At 71.2% G+C, this 16,367-nt stretch carries 19 protein-coding genes; 8 read left to right on the forward strand and 11 right to left on the reverse strand.

All coding sequences use genetic code 11. From position 1 onward, the window contains the following. The first annotated feature begins 221 nt into the window (after positions 1 to 221). The 3 genes from gmd to AB0B63_RS24410 are packed head-to-tail and all read left to right on the forward strand — an operon-like array spanning position 222 to position 3,555. On the forward strand, positions 222 to 1,235 hold the full coding sequence (gene gmd / locus AB0B63_RS24400; RefSeq protein ID WP_208569012.1) for a GDP-mannose 4,6-dehydratase: 1,014 nt from the start codon (positions 222 to 224) through the stop codon (positions 1,233 to 1,235). Beyond that, complete coding sequence (locus tag AB0B63_RS24405; protein WP_357022568.1) at positions 1,232 to 2,434, forward strand: glycosyltransferase; 1,203 nt, start codon at positions 1,232 to 1,234, stop codon at positions 2,432 to 2,434. The genes gmd and AB0B63_RS24405 overlap by 4 nt, the downstream gene beginning before the upstream one ends. A gap of 2 nt (positions 2,435 to 2,436) precedes the next feature. Then, positions 2,437 to 3,555, forward strand: coding sequence for a DegT/DnrJ/EryC1/StrS aminotransferase family protein (locus AB0B63_RS24410; protein WP_357022713.1), 1,119 nt, complete (start codon positions 2,437 to 2,439; stop codon positions 3,553 to 3,555). A gap of 42 nt (positions 3,556 to 3,597) precedes the next feature. On the opposite strand, the gene AB0B63_RS24415 is transcribed toward AB0B63_RS24410, so the two are convergent. The 5 genes from AB0B63_RS24415 to glgC form a co-directional block, all read right to left on the reverse strand. Continuing rightward, positions 3,598 to 4,890 carry a hypothetical protein gene (locus AB0B63_RS24415; RefSeq protein ID WP_357022571.1) on the reverse strand — a complete coding sequence of 431 codons (1,293 nt, stop codon included), beginning with the start codon at positions 4,888 to 4,890 and terminating at the stop codon, positions 3,598 to 3,600. Further along, entirely contained in the window at positions 4,887 to 6,107 is a 1,221-nt protein-coding gene (locus tag AB0B63_RS24420) for a hypothetical protein (RefSeq protein ID WP_357022573.1), read from the reverse strand. The genes AB0B63_RS24415 and AB0B63_RS24420 overlap by 4 nt, the downstream gene beginning before the upstream one ends. A 22-nt stretch (positions 6,108 to 6,129) precedes the next feature. Then, positions 6,130 to 7,389 (reverse strand): hypothetical protein, encoded by a 1,260-nt coding sequence (locus AB0B63_RS24425; protein ID WP_208569017.1) that lies wholly within the window; start codon positions 7,387 to 7,389, stop codon positions 6,130 to 6,132. Between the two features lie 150 nt (positions 7,390 to 7,539). Continuing rightward, positions 7,540 to 9,177: a phosphoglucomutase (alpha-D-glucose-1,6-bisphosphate-dependent) gene (pgm, locus tag AB0B63_RS24430; RefSeq protein WP_357022576.1), complete on the reverse strand. Its 1,638-nt coding sequence runs from the start codon at positions 9,175 to 9,177 to the stop codon at positions 7,540 to 7,542. 68 nt (positions 9,178 to 9,245) lie between these two features. Beyond that, the gene (gene glgC / locus AB0B63_RS24435; RefSeq protein ID WP_208569019.1) at positions 9,246 to 10,478 is read right to left on the reverse strand and encodes a glucose-1-phosphate adenylyltransferase; all 1,233 of its coding nucleotides are present in this window, start codon (positions 10,476 to 10,478) and stop codon (positions 9,246 to 9,248) included. A 95-nt stretch (positions 10,479 to 10,573) separates the two neighbouring features. On the opposite strand from glgC, the gene glgA reads away from it, so the two are divergent. The 3 genes from glgA to AB0B63_RS24450 are packed head-to-tail and all read left to right on the forward strand — an operon-like array spanning position 10,574 to position 12,349. Beyond that, a complete protein-coding gene (gene glgA, locus AB0B63_RS24440; protein WP_357022580.1) occupies positions 10,574 to 11,776 on the forward strand; it encodes a glycogen synthase in 1,203 nt (400 codons plus the stop codon). A gap of 43 nt (positions 11,777 to 11,819) precedes the next feature. After that, positions 11,820 to 12,095 (forward strand): type II toxin-antitoxin system prevent-host-death family antitoxin, encoded by a 276-nt coding sequence (locus AB0B63_RS24445; protein WP_357022583.1) that lies wholly within the window; start codon positions 11,820 to 11,822, stop codon positions 12,093 to 12,095. Then, positions 12,092 to 12,349: a Txe/YoeB family addiction module toxin gene (locus tag AB0B63_RS24450; RefSeq protein WP_208569020.1), complete on the forward strand. Its 258-nt coding sequence runs from the start codon at positions 12,092 to 12,094 to the stop codon at positions 12,347 to 12,349. Before AB0B63_RS24445 ends, AB0B63_RS24450 begins: the two co-directional genes overlap by 4 nt. Before the next feature lie 48 nt (positions 12,350 to 12,397). Here the strand turns inward: AB0B63_RS24450 and AB0B63_RS24455 are convergent, their stop codons facing one another. The 4 genes from AB0B63_RS24455 to AB0B63_RS24470 are packed head-to-tail and all read right to left on the reverse strand — an operon-like array spanning position 12,398 to position 14,558. Continuing rightward, entirely contained in the window at positions 12,398 to 12,853 is a 456-nt protein-coding gene (locus tag AB0B63_RS24455; protein ID WP_357022587.1) for a type II toxin-antitoxin system VapC family toxin, read from the reverse strand. Beyond that, on the reverse strand, positions 12,843 to 13,082 hold the full coding sequence (locus AB0B63_RS24460; RefSeq protein ID WP_208569022.1) for an AbrB/MazE/SpoVT family DNA-binding domain-containing protein: 240 nt from the start codon (positions 13,080 to 13,082) through the stop codon (positions 12,843 to 12,845). Before AB0B63_RS24460 ends, AB0B63_RS24455 begins: the two co-directional genes overlap by 11 nt. Positions 13,083 to 13,141: 59 nt before the next feature. Next, positions 13,142 to 14,344: a helix-turn-helix domain-containing protein gene (locus tag AB0B63_RS24465; RefSeq protein WP_357022590.1), complete on the reverse strand. Its 1,203-nt coding sequence runs from the start codon at positions 14,342 to 14,344 to the stop codon at positions 13,142 to 13,144. 16 nt (positions 14,345 to 14,360) lie between these two features. Then, entirely contained in the window at positions 14,361 to 14,558 is a 198-nt protein-coding gene (locus AB0B63_RS24470; RefSeq protein ID WP_357022593.1) for a hypothetical protein, read from the reverse strand. Between the two features lie 215 nt (positions 14,559 to 14,773). On the opposite strand from AB0B63_RS24470, the gene AB0B63_RS24475 reads away from it, so the two are divergent. Continuing rightward, positions 14,774 to 15,001 carry a winged helix-turn-helix domain-containing protein gene (locus AB0B63_RS24475; protein ID WP_357022595.1) on the forward strand — a complete coding sequence of 76 codons (228 nt, stop codon included), beginning with the start codon at positions 14,774 to 14,776 and terminating at the stop codon, positions 14,999 to 15,001. A 172-nt stretch (positions 15,002 to 15,173) separates the two neighbouring features. After that, on the forward strand, positions 15,174 to 15,401 hold the full coding sequence (locus AB0B63_RS24480) for a GntR family transcriptional regulator (protein ID WP_357022598.1): 228 nt from the start codon (positions 15,174 to 15,176) through the stop codon (positions 15,399 to 15,401). A 266-nt stretch (positions 15,402 to 15,667) separates the two neighbouring features. Here AB0B63_RS24480 and AB0B63_RS24485 read toward each other — a convergent pair whose 3' ends face one another. Both AB0B63_RS24485 and AB0B63_RS24490 read right to left on the reverse strand, forming a co-directional pair. After that, complete coding sequence (locus AB0B63_RS24485) at positions 15,668 to 15,979, reverse strand: hypothetical protein (protein WP_219469273.1); 312 nt, start codon at positions 15,977 to 15,979, stop codon at positions 15,668 to 15,670. Between the two features lie 78 nt (positions 15,980 to 16,057). Then, entirely contained in the window at positions 16,058 to 16,342 is a 285-nt protein-coding gene (locus AB0B63_RS24490; RefSeq protein WP_357022602.1) for a hypothetical protein, read from the reverse strand. Positions 16,343 to 16,367 lie beyond the last annotated feature (25 nt).

A 16,367-nucleotide genomic window follows, 5' to 3' on the forward strand; every position in this document is an offset into this window, starting at 1 on the left:
CCGTTCGTCAACGTTCGTTGCGGGGCTGGTGTCACCGGCCATCCTCGCTCCTCGCTGAAATCTGGGAACTGGGTGGAACAACGAGCGAGTGTCACTTCGGTGACTGCGTACCGCGCTTGGCGCAAATTCGTCGAACGCCACCCGAAAAATCATGATCACCGGTCCGGCAAACGGTATAAGGGAGTCGCGCAACAAATCCCAACCGGCACGAGAGGACCCCCATGTCGCGAGTGGCACTCATATCCGGCACCACCGGTCAGGACGGTAGCTATCTGTCCGAGTTCCTCCTCGACCGGGGATACACGGTGCACGGGATAAAGCGAAGGTCGTCCTCGTTCAACACCGAACGGATCGACCGCGTCGACGTCCATCCCCGCAACGGCGAGGCGCGTCTGTTCCTCCACTACAGCGACCTTTCCGACCCGGCCTCACTGACCGCGCTGATCCGCGACATCCGGCCGGACGAGATCTACAACCTCGGCGCGCAGAGCCACGTCCGCGTCTCCTTCGACGTTCCCGGCTACACCGCCGACATCACCGGGCTCGGTGCCCTGCGGATGCTGGAGGCGGCGCGGGCGGCCGACATCGACTGCCGCTTCTACCAGGCGTCGTCCTCGGAGATGTTCGGCTCCGCCCCGCCTCCGCAACGGGAGGAGACCCCGTTCCACCCGCGCAGCCCGTACGCGTGCGCCAAGGTCTACGCCTACTGGTCGACGGTCAACTACCGCGAGTCGTGGGACATGTTCTGCGTCAACGGCATCCTGTTCAACCACGAGAGCCCCCGGCGCGGCGAGAACTTCGTCACCCGCAAGATCACCCGCGCGGTGGCCCGGATCGAGGCCGGCATCCAGGACAAGCTCTACCTGGGCAACCTCGACGCGGTCCGGGACTGGGGCTACGCCCCGGAGTACGTCGAGGCGATGTGGCTGGCCCTTCAGCAGGACACCCCACAGGACTATGTGGTGGCCACCGGCGAGGGGCACTCCGTACGCGAGTTCGTCCAGGCCGCCTTCGACCGGGTCGGTCTTGACTGGCAGCGGTACGTGGAGATCGACCCCGCCTACTTCCGGCCCGCCGAGGTCGACGCGCTCATCGGCGACTACAGCAAGGCCCGGCGGCACCTGGGCTGGGCGCCGAAGACCCTGTTCGGCGACCTGGTACGGGTGATGGTGGACGCCGACCGACAACTCCTGGAAGACGAGCGGATGGGACGTCTCGTGCGGGTGGACCGATGAGGATCGCCGTCGACGCCACCCCGATCCGCCCCGGACACGCCGCCGGGGTCGAGGCCTTCACCTACGGCCTGCTGACCGGCATGGCCGCCGACACCTCCCACGACCTGCGGGTGAACATCCTGCGGGGCACCCTCGACCAGTGGCGTGACCAGGTGCCCGCCGATCAGCTCGGTTGGACCGAGATCGCCCAGCCGCTGCGCTCGGACACTCCTCCCGGGCAGCTGTTGCGCCGCTGGACGCCGACCCGGGTCCGCGACTCGCTCGCCGTCCGCAGGGCGGTCAACGCGGTCCGGCAGCGCTCGGTCCCTCGGCAGCGGGGATCGGACGTGACGTTGTACCCGTTCCACAGCGCCCCGATCGGGCCCGGCCCCTCGGTCGTCGTCGTGCACGACCTGCGGCACCTGCGGGCCGCCTTCCACTCCCCCGGCTTCGCCGCGGTGGTCCGGGAGAACGTGGCCCGTGCGTCCGCCCTCGTGGTCACCTGGCCGCACCCGTACCGGGAGACCCTGCGGTTGTTTCCCGAGGCTGCCGAGCGGACCGCGCTCATCCCGACCCCCACGTTCCAGCCCGCACCCGAACGGGCTGCCGCCCGGCCCGAACCGGGCCTGCTGGTCTACCCGTCCTCCACCGCGACCCACAAGAACCACGCGACCCTGCTGGAGGCGATGGCGTTGCTGCCGCAGTGCCGGCTGGTCTGCCCCGGCCCGCTGGTCGAGCCCGACGCCAGCCGCCTGCTCGCCCGCGCCGCGCAGCCCGACCTGCGGGGCCGGGTGTCCTTCCCCGGGTTCGTCACCCTCGACGAGCTGAACGCCCTCTACGCCCGCGCCGACGCGGTGGTGATCCCGTCGCTCTGGGAGGCGGCCAGCGGTGCCATGCTGGAGGCGTTCAGCTGGGGGCTGCCCGTCGCCTGCGCGGACGCCGAGCCGCTGCTGGCCCAACTGGAGTTCACCGGTGCCGAGGCGACGGTCTTCCGGGCCACCGACCCGGCGTCCCTCGCCGAGGCGGTCCAGCGGCTGCTGGCCGACCGGGCGCACTACGCCGCCGCCGCCCGGCACGCCAACGGCCGGTTGGCCGCCCGCACCTGGGCGGCGACCGGTGCCGACTACCTCGACGTGCTGCGCTGGGTGGCGCAGGGACGACCGGGACCGATACCGAGATCCGCGTTCGCCGCCGAACTCAGCGGGGAGGAAGCGTCGTGAGCATGACGGACGACCGCTATCCGGTAGCCCGACCGAGCCTGTCCGACCTGGAGGAGCGGTACGTGGTCGACGCCCTGAGGAGCGGCTGGGTCTCCTCCCAGGGCCCCTACCTCAACGCCTTCGAGGACCGGTTCGCCCGACGGTGTGCCGCCGGCACGGCGGTGGCCACCGCCAACGGCACGGTCGCCCTGCACCTGGTCCTCGCCGCCGCCGGTATCGGTCCGGGCGACGAGGTCATCGTTCCCGCGCTCACCTACGTGGCGACCGCGAACGCCGTCGCGTACTGCGGGGCGCGCGCCGTCTGTGTGGACGTGCTGCCGCAGAGCTGGTGCGTCGACCCCGCCGCCGTCCGGGCCGCGATCGGGCCACGCACCCGGGCGGTCATCGCCGTCGACCTGTACGGCCACCCCGCCGACTATCCCGCCCTGCGCGCGCTGTGCCAGCGGCACGGACTGCTCCTGGTGGCCGACGCCGCAGAGTCCTTCGGGGCCACGGTCGACGGGCACCCGACCGGTTCCCTGGCGGACGCCACCACCTTCTCCTTCTTCGGCAACAAGGTGATCACCGCGGGTGAGGGCGGCTGTGTCACCACCTCCGACGAGGCGCTGGCCGACCGGATGCGCCTGCTGCGCAACCAGGGCATGGATCCGCAGCGGCGGTACTACTTCCCGGTGCTGGGCTACAACTACCGGATGACCAACCTGGCCGCCGCGCTGCTCTGCGCCCAGCTCGACCGGGCCGACGAGATTCTCGCCCGGCGCGACGCGGTGATCGCCGGCTACGAGACGCAGCTGGCCGACGAGCCGGCGCTGGCGGCGCAGCCCGTGGTCGCCGGTGTCCGGCGCGCACCGTGGATGGCGGCCTTCCTGGTCGGGCCGGCGGGGGACGCCACCTCCCGGGACACGGTGGCCCTGGCACTCGACCGGCTCGGCGTGGAGACCCGGCCCTTCTTCGTGCCGATCCCCGAACTGCCCGCGCACCACGATCCGCAGGCGTACTGCCCGGTGACCGTGGACCTGAGCCGGCGCGGCATCAACCTGCCGACCTATCCGGAGCTGACCGACGCGGGGGTCAAGACGGTGGTGGAGCGCGTCCGCGCCGCCCTGTCGACCGTCGCCTGACGCGGGTGCCGCCCCCGCCCGGTGCCGCGGGGCGGGGGCAGCTCACGTCGGGCGGACAACGTCGGCCAGTTCGTCGGTGGGGTCTCGCCGGACACCCCGCGCGCGGTCCGCCTCGCGCCTGCGCAGCAGCAGGAGATAGCTGCCGCCCCAGGCGACCGCGCTGGCCAGGGCCAGCACCGCGAGTGCGCCGGCCGCACCGGTCGGACCGGACAGGACCGCTGCGGCAACGACCACGGGCACCCGGATTCCGCCGAGCAGGACGCCGAGCAGGATCGCCAGCCGGCTCGCCTGCTCCACCCGCAGCCCGGCGAAGCCGACGGCAGCCGGCGCCGCGAACAGGCTCTCCAGCGCGAGCAACACCAACAGGCTGCGGGCCAGGTCCCAGTTGGCGCCGAGCAGCGTCGTCCCGACCGCGTCGGGCAGCAGGGCGACCGCCGTCGTCATCGGCAGGACGCCGGCGGACACCAGCATCGCGAGTCGTACGGCCACCCGGGTCCGCACCGCGCGGGACTCGGCACGGCTGCGGGCCAGGTGCGGCAGGATCAGCGTGGCGGCGGTGGACAGGACCAGGTTCACCGGCCCCAGCAGCGTCCTGCCGGCGCTCAACGCGCCGACCACCGCGGTGCCCGCGAAGGCGGCCAGGGCGGTCAGCGCCAACTGCGCCGATCCGGTGGTCAGCAGGAACTGCGTGCCGAACCCCAACGCGACGCGGCTCTCCGCCCGACCGATGCGCCAGCCGGGTCGCAACGCGTACCGGCGGCGGAGCGCGACGACCACGCCGATGAGCCCGCCACCGAACGCCCAGAGGGCGAACACGTACGGCGCGTCGAGCAGCCGGAACAGGCCGGCAAGCGCGGCGCAGCCGGTGACCGCCGCCCAGGCGGTCTCCTGGGCCAGGGCCCCGGACGGTGTCCCGACGCCGACGGCGATCGCCTTGGTGTAGTCGTAGAGCACCAGACCGGGCAGGGCGAGGCCCACGAACACCAGATAGGACGAGCCAAACGCGATCCCCGCCGCGCCGAGCGCCACGCCGCTGACCGTGCCGAGCAGGATGGCCCGCCGGGCGGCGGACGCGGCCCCCGTACCGGCCGCCAGGGTCGAGTCGGTCACCATGCTGCGTACCAGCCCGGAGCCGAGGATGTAGAACGAGAAGGCCAGCGCGAACTGACCCACCCCACCGATCGGCTCCAGCCGGGTGACGGTGATCGCCACCAGCAGGTTGCCGCCGCTGGACAGACCCCCGACGACCAGGGCGAGCAGGGCACGGCGACCGGTCCGGGGCGGGCCCGGAACGGCCCGGTGCCGGGCCGCGCGAGCACGGACCCGGACGGTCACCGGGCGGCACCCCGCAACAGCGGCACCCGGTCGTCCCGCCCGACGGGGGAGCGACGGGTCAGCCACAGCAGGAGAAAGACCGGTACCGCCGACATCAGGTGTTGCAGGAAGCCGATGGTGGAGTCGGGGTAGGTCCCGGACCAGAGCAGCACATCGGAGAAGACCAGGCAGCACAACGTCAAGCGGGCCGGCCCCGGTCGACCCCGCCAGCGCAGCAGCAGCGCCACGAACCCGGCCCAGAAGGCGTGCACGGCCACCACTCCGACGGGGCCGTCGAACAACCAGATGTTGCCCAGCAACAGGAAGTTGAAGGCCGACGTCGGCCCGCCGCCGAGGAACTGGTTGATCCGTTGCCCGGTGGACAGCGCCGGCCGGTCCGGATCGATCACCCGGGGCACCAGACCGTACCGGAAGTAGTCCACGACACCGGGCTGGCCGATCTCGACCGGGACCTCGAAGCCCGCCACCGCCGTGAGTTGACTGTCCAGACGGAGCCGGTCGGCGGCGGTGACCTGAGTGTCCACCATGACCCCGGACTCCTCCCGGATGGCGTTGCGCTGCGCGAACATGGTGGGCCAGGCGAGGAGGAGCACCACCGTCCAGAGCAGGAGATGACGCAGCCGGAAGACGCCGCAGACGGCTCCGGCGGCAGCCACGAAGAACACCAGTGCGACCAGTGGCGCGGAACGGGCGGTCAGCGCTGCGACATACGCCTCCACGCCGACGAGAGCGGTCAGCCAGCAGTACAGCTTCGGCCGCGAGAGCCGACCGCTGAGTTGGCTGCCGACCAGCAGTGCGAAGCCCAGCGTGCCCCACCCGGAGAAGAGCCCGCACACCATGCCCAGAGGTGTGTCGGCCAGTTCGCCGGACACCTGGGCGACGACGGTCCCCCGACCGAGGTGGGCACCGACGATGTTCGCCGCGATGCCGGTCAGGGTCACCAGCCGGGCCACCGGATAGATCTGGGGGAACCGGGCGGTCGCCTGCCGCATGCCCTGCCGCCACTGCGGATCGGGACGCCCGAAGGACAGGCTGGCCGTCTCCACACTGGCGCTGCCCAGCAACGCCAGGCCCACCAGGAACACGAGGAAGCCGGTACGCGGGTTGTGGTGGAGCACCGCCATCGGAACGATGAACACCGCGTACGGGGCGAGCACCAGGAAGCTGACGGGATAGCACCGCAGCAGCCCGCCGACCAACTCCCGCTGACGTTTCACCCGGATCCCCGCCCCGCTCGGGTCATGCGGGCGCCCGGCCCGGGAATCTGCGGGCCAACCACAGCAGAAAGAAGACCGCCATCGCCGACACCGCGTGTTGCAGGAACCCGATCATCGAGTCGGGGTAGGTGCCGGACCACAGCAACGCGTCGGAGAACACCAGACAGACCAGACTCAACCGGGCCGGGCCGGGCCGGCCCCGCCAGCGCAGCAACAGCGCCACGAACCCGGCCCAGAAGGCGTGCACGGCCACCACCCCGACGGGACCGTCGAAGAACCACATGTTGCCCAGCAGCAGGAAGTTGGAGGCCGACGTCCGGCTACCGCCGAGGTACTGGTTGATCCGTTGCCCGGTCGTCAGAGCCGGCCGGCCGGGGTCCAGGAGCCGCGGTACCAGCCCGTACCTGAGGTAGTCGACGCCCTCGGGCTGACCGAGGTCGACGGGGACCTCCGTGGGGGCGACGACCGTCAGCTGCCGGTCCAGGCGCATCCGGTCCGTCGCGGTCACCGCGTCGTCCACCGCGACGCCCTGGTCCTCCCGTATCCCGTTGCGGTAGTCGAACATGGCCGGCCACAACAGGACCAGCACCAGTGTGCCGAACACCAGGTACCGCAACCGGAACACGCCGCAGACCACCCCGGCGGTGACCGCGAAGAAGACGAAGGCGATCAGGGGCGCCGTGAGGGCGGTCAGCACGGTGACGAAGGCCTTGGTGACGACGAGCGCGCCCAACCAGCCGTACAGCTTCGCCTTGGACAGGTGGCCGCCCAGGTGGCTGGCGACCAGCAGCGCGAACCCGAGCGCCGCCCAACCGGAGAACAACTTGGTCAGCGCCACCATCGGCGTGTCGGACGTCTCCCCGGAGATCTGCGCGACGAGGCTCCCCTCCCCGAGGTGCGCCCCCAGCAGTGCGGCCGCGATGCTGATCAGCACGACCAGGCGGGCCACCGGATAGATCCCCGGGTACCGGGCGGTCGCCTGGCGCATGCCGCGCCGCCACTGCGGATCGGGTCGCCCGAGGAGCAGACAGAACGTCTCCACGGAGACACTGCCCAGCAACGCCAGGCCCACCAGGAACACGATGAAACCGGTACGCGGGTTGTCATTGACCAACGCCATCGGCAAGATCAACAGCGCATACGGGGCGAGCACCAGGAAGCTCACGGGATAGCAGCGCAGCAGCCGACCGACCAGTTCCCGATGGCGTCCCGACGACGCTGCCCGGGATTCGACGACATCGATTTCGGAACCAGGGTCGGAGACCGCCCTGGAACAGGTCATCGTCCGCCCCCTCACCCGTTTTCGGTCGCCTCATGCGCAACGAGCGAGTCGAGGTCCACGAAACGCTCCGGAGCGGAAACTCCGGGCACCGGGGCAGCACGGCGTGCGCCCCGTCCGATAGCCGGACGGGGCGCAGGGCAGCCGCCGAAACTACTCCAGCACGGCGTCGACCAGGGCCTTCGCCTCCTGCTGGAGCTGGGCCAGGTGCGCCGGCCCGTGGAACGACTCGGCGTAGATCTTGTAGACGTCCTCGGTGCCGGACGGCCTGGCCGCGAACCAACCCGACTCGGTGGTCACCTTCAGCCCGCCGATGGCCGCCCCGTTGCCCGGGGCACTGGTCAGGGTGGCGATGATCGGCTCACCGGCCAGCTCGGTGGCGGTGACCTGCTCCGGGGAGAGCCGACCCAGCACCGCCTTCTGCTCCCGGCTGGCCGGGGCGTCGATCCGGGCGTACGCGGGTGCGCCGAAGCGTTCGGTCAGTGCGGCGTAGTGCTCGCTCGGGGTCCGGCCGGTACTGGCGATGATCTCGGCGGCGAGCAGGCAGAGCAGGATGCCGTCCTTGTCGGTGGTCCAGGTGCTGCCGTCGCGGCGCAGGAACGACGCCCCGGCGCTCTCCTCGCCGCCGAAGCCGACCGTGCCGTCGAGCAGCCCGGGGACGAACCACTTGAAGCCGACCGGCACCTCCAGCAGCGGTCGACCCAGGTCGGCGGCGATCCGGTCGATCATCGAGGAGGAGACCAGGGTCTTGCCGACGGCCGCCGCCGGACCCCACTGCGACCGGGTACGGAACAGGTGGCCGATCGCCACCGCCAGGTAGTGGTTGGGGTTCATCAGGCCCCCGTCGGGGGTGACGATCCCGTGCCGGTCGGCGTCGGCGTCGTTGCCGGTGGAGACCTGGAACCGGTCCCGGGCGGCGATCAGCGACGCCATCGCGTTGGGCGACGAGCAGTCCATCCGGATCTTGCCGTCGCCGTCGAGGGTCATGAACCGCCAGGTCGGGTCGACCAGTGGGTTGATCACGGTGAGGTCGAGCCGGTGCCGCTCGGCGATCTCACCCCAGTAGGCGACGCTGGCCCCGCCGAGCGGGTCCGCCCCGATCCGCACCCCGGCGTCGCGGATCGCGTCGATGTCGAGCACCGACGGCAGGTCGTCGACGTAGCCGGCGAGGAAGTCGTACGTGCCGGTGGTGTCGGCGGCGCGCGCCCGCGCGTACGGGATGCGTCTGACCTCCTTGAGCCCGGCGGCCAGGATCGCGTTCGCCCGGTCCTGGATCCACCTCGTGACGTCGGTGTCGGCGGGCCCGCCGTTGGTCGGGTTGTACTTGAAGCCGCCGTCGTCGGGCGGGTTGTGCGACGGGGTGATCACGATGCCGTCGGCGAGCCCGTCGGTGCGCCCCCGGTTGTGGGTGAGCACGGCGTGCGACAGCGCCGGGGTGGGGGTGTAGCCGTCGCGGCTGTCCCGCAGCACGGTCACCCCGTTGGCGGCGAGCACCTCCAACGCGCTGACCTCGGCGGGGGCGGAGAGCGCGTGGCTGTCCCGGGCGAGGAAGAGCGGGCCGGTGAGGTGCTGTTCCCGGCGGTAGTCGCAGAGCGCCTGGGTGACCGCGAGGATGTGATCCTCGTTGAAGGCGTTGCGCAGGCTGGACCCCCGGTGGCCGGAGGTGCCGAAGGAGACCTGCTGCGCCGGGTCGTCCGGGTCCGGGTGCTCGGCGTAGTAGGCGGTCACCAGCCGGGGCACGTCGACCAGGTCGGCGGGCTCGGCGGGCTGTCCGGCACGGGGGTGGGCCACTGCGGAAACCTCCTTGGGGTACGGGTCGGTGCGCTGTCTTCCCCGGCGTCGGCCGGGTCACACCCGGCTCAGGGTTCGACGCGCTGACCCTTGCCGATGACGACGACGCCGTTGTCGGAGACCGTGTAGCGCTGCCGGTCCTTCTCCAGGTCGACGCCGATCTCGGCGCCCTCGGGCACGAAGACGTTCTTGTCGAGGATGGCCCGGCGGATCACCGCGTGCCGGCCCACCTCGACGCCCTCCATCAGCACCGCGCCGTCGACCTGCGCCCAGGAGTGCACCTTGACCTTGGGCGAGACGACCGAGTTCTCCACCAGCGAGCCGGAGATCACCGCGCCGGGCGAGATCATCGAGCCGACGGCCCGGCCGACCCGCTCGCCCCACTGGTGGACGAACTTCGCCGGCGGGTACGGCGGCTGGTCGGTGTAGATGGGCCAGTCGAAGTTGTAGAGGTTGAACACCGGGTGCACGTTGATCAGATCCATGTGCGCGTCGTAGAACGAGTCGAGCGTCCCCACGTCCCGCCAGTAGCCCCGGTCCCGGTCGGTGCTGCCGGGCACCTCGTTGTCCTTGAAGTCGTAGACGTTCGCCTCGCCCCGCTCGACCAGCATCGGGATGATGCTGCCGCCCATGTCGTGCTTGCTGGTCTTGTCGGCGGCGTCCCGTTCGACGGCCTCGCAGAGCGCCCGGGTGGAGAAGACGTAGTTGCCCATCGAGGCGTAGATCTGGTCGGGAGCGTCGGGCAGGCCGACCGCGTCGGTGGGCTTCTCCCGGAACGCCCGGATCCGCTTGCCGTCCTCGCCGACCTCGATCACGCCGAACTGGTCGGCCATCGACAGCGGTTGGCGGATGCCGGCGACGGTGACGGCCGCGCCGGAGGCGATGTGGTCGTCGACCATCTGCCGGGGGTCCATCCGGTAGATGTGGTCGGCGCCGAAGACGATCACGTAGTCCGGCTGCTCGTCGTTGATCAGGTTGAAGCTCTGGTAGATCGCGTCGGCGGAACCGGCGAACCACCACGGGCCCCGGCGCTGCTGGGCCGGCACCGGTGTGACGTAGTTGCCGAGCAGCGTCGACATCCGCCACGTCTTGGTGATGTGCCGGTCCAGGGAGTGGGACTTGTACTGGGTCAAAACGACGATCTTGAGAAAGCCGGCGTTCGCCAGATTGGACAGGACGAAATCGACCATGCGGTACATCCCGCCGAACGGGACGGCCGGCTTGGCCCGGTCCGCGGTGAGCGGCATGAGGCGCTTGCCCTCTCCGCCGGCCAGGACGATCGCGAGCACCTTGGCAGCCATGACCAGACGCTATCCATACCGCTGCGACTTCACCACTCGTACGGGCACAGTTCCGTGACCGGTGCGCGGCCGGAATCTGCACTAGGGTGCCGGGCATGACCGACTCCGCCCCGCTGCGCGTGGACCTGCTCACCCGCGAGTACCCGCCGGAGGTGTACGGCGGGGCCGGGGTGCACGTCGAGTACCTGGCCCGGGAGCTGCGCCGGCTCGCCGACGTCCGGGTGCACTGCTTCGGCGCGGAGCGCGTCGAGCCGGGCGTCACCGCGTACCCCGAGCCGGCCGGCCTGGGCGGCGCGAACGCAGCGCTGCGCACCATGGGCGTCGACCTGGCGATGGCCGCCGGGTGCGCCGGCACCGACGTGGTGCACAGCCACACCTGGTACGCCAACCTGGCCGGGCACACCGCCAAGCTGCTGTACGGGGTGCCGCACGTGGTGACCGCGCACAGCCTGGAGCCGCTGCGCCCGTGGAAGGCCGAGCAGCTCGGCGGCGGTTACGCGCTGTCCTCCTGGTGCGAGCGGACGGCGATGGAGTCCGCCGACGCGATCGTCGCGGTGAGTGCGGGGATGCGGCGGGACGTGCTGACCGCCTACCCGGCGGTGAACCCGGACCGGGTCCGGGTGGTCTACAACGGCATCGACACCGCCCAGTACGCCCCCGACCACGGCACCGACGTGCTGGACCGGCTCGGCGTCGACCCCGCCCGCCCCAGCGTGGTGTACGTCGGGCGGATCACCAGGCAGAAGGGCCTGCCCTACCTGCTGCGCGCCGCCCGGGAGCTGCCCGCCGACACCCAGCTGGTGCTGCTCGCCGGCGCCCCGGACACCCCGGAGATCGCCGCCGAGGTGCAGGGGCTGGTCACCGAGCTGCGGGCCAACCGGTCCGGGGTGGTCTGGGTGGCCGAGATGCTGCCCAAGCCCGAGGTGATCCAGGTGCTCACCCACGCCACCGTCTTCGTCTGCCCCTCGGTCTACGAGCCGATGGGCATCGTCAACCTGGAGGCGATGGCCTGCGAGACGGCGGTGGTGGCGACCGCCACCGGCGGCATCCCCGAGGTGGTCGCCGACGGCGAGACCGGGTTGCTGGTGCCGATCGAGCAGGCCGGCGACGGTTCCGGCAACCCGCTGGACCCGGACCGCTTCGTCGCCGACCTCGGCGCGACGATCAACGAGGTGCTGGCCGACCCGAAGCGCACCGAGGCGTTCGGTCTCGCCGGCCGGCGGCGGGCCGTGGAGCACTTCTCCTGGGACGCCATCGCCGTCCAGACCCTGGAGCTGTACCGCTCACTCCTGGAATAAACCAGGTCAGGTACAGTTTTCTGTACCTACCTCGGAGGTGGTCATGCGGACCGTGAACTTCACCCAGCTGCGGCAGAACCTGGCCGCCGAACTCGACAGCGTCATCAACGACGCGGAGGAAGTGGTGGTGACCCGGTCGGGTCACGAGCCGGTGGTCATCGTGCCGCTGGCGGAGTACGAGTCGATGAAGGAGACCGAGTACCTGCTACGCAGTCCGGGCAACGCGGCGGCCCTGCGCCGATCGATCGCGGAACTCGACGAGGGTGACGCCACCGAGCGGGAACTGGTCGACCCGACGACCGTACGGGACGTCGGGTGAGGCTGGTCTTCACCGCGACGGCGTGGAACCAGTACCTCAGCCACACGGACCGCAAGCTGGTCAAACGCATCAACGATCTCATCGCCGACGTCATGCGCAACGAATACGAGGGCATCGGCAAGCCGGAGCCCCTGCGGGGTGAGCTGTCCGGCTTCTGGTCCCGCCGGATCGATCGCGAACATCGGCTGGTGTACCGCATCACGAAGGACGACGTCGAGATCATCGCCTGCCGGTACCACTACGGCGACAGGTAGCCACCCCGCCCTACGCCAACGACGGACGGGCCAGGCGACGGACGGCCGTCACTCGCCGGGCGCGATCAACTTCAGCGTCGGGAAGTACGAGCGGTAGCGGCTGCTGTCGCGGGTGAGCAGGCGGTAGCGGCAGACCGCCGCGTGTGCGCCGATGTAGAAGTCGGCGATCGGCGAACGTTTGGAGCCGCCCTGCCGGCGGTACCGCGCGTACGCCTTGCCGGCCAGGAAGCCCGCCGGGTACGGCAGGTCCTCGCGGAGGAAATCCGTGGCGGGCAGCGCATCGTCGAGTTCCTCGACACCGTCGAACCGCACTGACACCTCGGCGTACACGATCGGATTGATCACCAGAATGCCCTCGTCGCGGGCGCTGGCCAGGGCCTCAGCCGACCAGTCGGCCCATTGCGGGTCCTCGGTGAAGACGTCCAGCAGGACGTTGGTGTCGACCAGCGTGGCAACCGTCTCCGGCACCCGAGCGGCGACAGCCCGGATCCGTTCATTCCCCACGGAGCAGGTCCATCAGGTCCTCGGTCGACATGCCCTGCACCTCCGGGGCGCTGCCCCTGCCGCGCATGTGCCGGACCAGACGCTGACCACGGGTCTCAGCGTCACTGACGCGCACGATGCGCAGTGCGCCGCCTTCCTCGATCACGTCGACCTCGTCACCCTCGTGCAGGTTGTACCGGACCCGCAGTTCCGCCGGGATCGTCACCTGACCCTTGCTGTTCAACTTCACGGCAGCCCCCTAGATACGTAATACACATGATACGTGTCGCAGGTCTCTGTCTGGGGCTGTCAGGTGACGTGGAGGGTGGCGGCGAGGCGGGTCAGGGCGGGCGGGGCGGCGGGGGAACGGGCCACCACGGCGACCAGGGGGCGTACCGCCGGGCGGTGGTGCACCTCGCCGTGGGCGGTGCGCTCCGCTTCGAGCACCGCCCGGCCGGCGCGGAGCAGGTTGCCGTCGAGCACGTAGGCACGGGCGGTATCGAGCAGGTACGCGGCCCGATGCTCAGGGGGCAGCCACCGCCACTCGTCGCCGGCCACCAGCCGCTCGTGGCGTACCGTCGCCGCCGTGACCTCGCCGAGGGCGGCCTCGGCGACCACCCGCGCGGCCTCGACCGCCGCGCCGCCGCCCTCGGCCCCGGCCTCCCGGGCGGCCCGACCGGCCCGGTCGAGCAGATCCCGGGCGGCCCGGCCGTCACCCCGCCCGGCGGCGGCCAGGCCGGCCTGGAGCAGCAGCGTGGCGAGCAGCGCGGGGTCGGCCGACCGGTCGTCACCGGGCGTCGACGAGGTCGCCAGGGGCGTGCCCGGGGAACGCCCCGGCAGGAGGCGGTGGGCGGCGACGGCGGCGGCCTCCATCGCGGCCCGCCGCCGGCCGCCGTGGCGCAGGGCCTGGGCCAGCGGCACCGTGGCGGCGGCGGCCACCCACGGGTCCTTCGTGACCTGCGCGGCGGCCACCGCCCGGTCGGCGGCCAGCCAGGCCACCTCCGGCCGGTCGACCTTGAGCAGCACCAGCGCGACCAGGCCGTACCCCCGGGCGAGCAGCCCGTCGGTGGCCCGACCGGGCCGGAGTGCCCGCGCCGCGCGGACGGCATCGACCAGGCCGGGCAGCAGGACGAGCAGTTCCGGGTAACGGGCGTGCCGGTAGCTCTGCTCCGCGTGGGCCAGGCGGGTGCGCACCTCCGCGACGTCGGGCGGCCGGGCCGGCGGCTCGACGTGGTAGCGGGCGAGCGCGGCCAGCACCGCGTCGACACCGGTGGTGGCGGTCTCCGGTCGCGCCGACTCCCCCGCCGACCCGGCGAGCAGCACCTCCAGGTCGATGCGGAGCGTCTCGGCGACCATCCGGAGGTTGGACACCTGTTCCAGCCGGCGCACCCCGCGCTCGACCTTGTCGACCCAGCTCTTCGACTTGCCGAGATGGTCGGCGAACTGCTGTTGCGTCATGTTGCGCCGCACCCGCCACTGGGCGACCCGGCGGCCCACCGGCAGCTCGTTCACCGCCGCCCCGTCCCGCTCACCGGACGATCCCCACCACGAGCAGCACGAGTACGCACACCGCGACCGCCACCCCGTAGGCGAACCGCCGCCGACGCACCGCCGCGCGGCGTGGCCGGACCGGCACCGGCACCCGGTCGCCGTCGGGCAGCGGAGCAGGGCCACCCGGCACCGGATACGCCCCTCGTCCCAGCCCCTGATGTGGACGCTCATCCATCCCGTTTTCCTCCTGGGTGCACCAAAGATGCAGGCCACGGCCGACGGCCGGGCGGTTGTGCCGGCTTGCCAATCGGGGCCGGAAGGCGCTCCGCTGCTGACGAGGAAGCCTCCCGACAGGGACCAACTTAGGACCCTAAGGCACCTGAGTCAACACAGAGTCCACACCGTGTCGCGCCTGGTGAGATTCTGGACCGGCTGACGAGAGGTGGTCCCATGCCCCGCAAGCCCGTCTATGAACAGGTTGTTGACGACGTCATCGCGTCGGTCCGCAGCGGCACGCTCAAACCCGGCGACAAACTGCCGACGATCGCTCAGCTCGCCCAGCAGTACAGCTCGTCCGACAACCCGATCAAACGAGCGCTCTGGATCCTGGATGAGCGGGGCTGGATCGAGGTGCACCAGGGCAAGGGGTCGTTCGTCGCGCCGAAGCCCCCCGCGTAGCGCGGGAACCGCTGCCGGGCGCCCGACAGCCCGGAGTAGATCGCCCGCCCGCACAATGCGTAACCGCGACGGGGGTACCACTCTCCAGAAGGTCGTATGACTGTCAGGCATAAAAATGCCCGACAGTCATACGGGTCTCCGACGAAAGTACTGCCGGACGGAGGCAGGCTCCATGACCATCCCGACGGGCTACCGGAAGATCGCCGCCGACCTGCACGCCCGCATCCAGCAGGGCGAGTACCCGCCGGAAAGCCGGCTGCCCACCTACACCGAGCTGGCCCGGCTGTACTCGGCAAGCGTCTCGACCGTGCAGCGAGCGGTGATGCTCCTCCAGGCCCACGGGATCATCGTCGGTGTCCAAGGGGTCGGCCTGTACGTCGCCGCGACCCCCGCCACCTGAACATCCCAGCCCAGCACCGCGGATGCGGCCCGCTACCCGGCGGCGGGAGCCGGCACCCTGCGCCACTCACTCGCAGGTACGACGTGTGCCCGGCTGGCAGGGGCTGTCAGCCGGGCACACGTGTCTCCGGGCAGGTGACACGGGGAGGGGATCCGACGCGGGGCAGGGGCCCGAGAGGGGAGAGGGACCTACCGCACGGCTGCGCCATGCGGCAGCACCGCCGGAGAGCTACGGGCGGGACGGACGCCCGCGCGCGGCGGGGAGGGCTATGAGCAGGGGCGTACCCAGGCGGTGCTGACCCAGCCGTTGGTGTCACCACTGTCGTTCCACAGCGAGACGTGGTAGCGGCCGTTGGCCTCCTGCGCCGCGAACATCCGGGTGTTGTAGCCGACCGAGTGGGGCCACTTCGTGGTCGACGAGGTGCTGTCGACGAACACGGACAGGCTGACGGCGGTGGAGCACTTGCTGTACTGGTAGTAGGCCGCCTGGGCGGCACCACCGGTGGCCACGGCCGTGCCGAGGCTGGTCAGGGCGGTCACCGCCAGGAGGGCGAACACGCGCTTACTGGTCGTTCTCACGGGGTACCTCCGGGTCGTCGGATGTGGTGGGTACGGGGCCGCATCGGCGTCACGGTCGGTGCCGTACGGCGGCCGGGCTCAGCAGGGCCGGACCCAGGCGGTGCTGACCCAGCCGTTGGTGTCACCCGAGGTGTCCCAGAGCGAAACGTGGTAGCGGCCATTGGCTTCCTGTGCCGCGTACATGACGTTGTTCCAGCCGATCGAGTGCGGCCACCGCGTGGTCGACGAGGTGCTGTCGACGAAGAAGGAGAGCGAGACCGCGTCGGAGCACTTCCGGTACTGGTAGTAGCCGGCCTGGGCGACCCCACCGGGAACCGCGACCACCGCGAGGCCGACGATCATGGCGCTTGCCAGGAGGGTCACTGCGCGGGATTTGAGCCGATTCATC

The sequence above is a fragment of the Micromonospora sp. NPDC049081 genome (genome assembly GCF_040648835.1).
Classification (GTDB): Bacteria; Actinomycetota; Actinomycetes; order Mycobacteriales; family Micromonosporaceae; genus Micromonospora; species Micromonospora antibiotica.

Bases quoted from the DNA above. Each gene is read 5' to 3' on its own strand.
- gmd (WP_208569012.1), top strand. From the start codon at position 222: ATGTCGCGAGTGGCACTCATATCCGGCACCACCGGTCAGGACGGTAGC.
- AB0B63_RS24405 (WP_357022568.1), top strand. From the start codon at position 1,232: ATGAGGATCGCCGTCGACGCCACCCCGATCCGCCCCGGACACGCCGCC.
- AB0B63_RS24410 (WP_357022713.1), top strand. From the start codon at position 2,437: ATGACGGACGACCGCTATCCGGTAGCCCGACCGAGCCTGTCCGACCTG.
- AB0B63_RS24425 (WP_208569017.1), bottom strand. From the start codon at position 7,389: ATGACCTGTTCCAGGGCGGTCTCCGACCCTGGTTCCGAAATCGATGTC.
- glgC (WP_208569019.1), bottom strand. From the start codon at position 10,478: ATGGCTGCCAAGGTGCTCGCGATCGTCCTGGCCGGCGGAGAGGGCAAG.
- glgA (WP_357022580.1), top strand. From the start codon at position 10,574: ATGACCGACTCCGCCCCGCTGCGCGTGGACCTGCTCACCCGCGAGTAC.
- AB0B63_RS24445 (WP_357022583.1), top strand. From the start codon at position 11,820: ATGCGGACCGTGAACTTCACCCAGCTGCGGCAGAACCTGGCCGCCGAA.
- AB0B63_RS24470 (WP_357022593.1), bottom strand. From the start codon at position 14,558: ATGGATGAGCGTCCACATCAGGGGCTGGGACGAGGGGCGTATCCGGTG.
- AB0B63_RS24475 (WP_357022595.1), top strand. From the start codon at position 14,774: ATGCCCCGCAAGCCCGTCTATGAACAGGTTGTTGACGACGTCATCGCG.
- AB0B63_RS24480 (WP_357022598.1), top strand. From the start codon at position 15,174: ATGACCATCCCGACGGGCTACCGGAAGATCGCCGCCGACCTGCACGCC.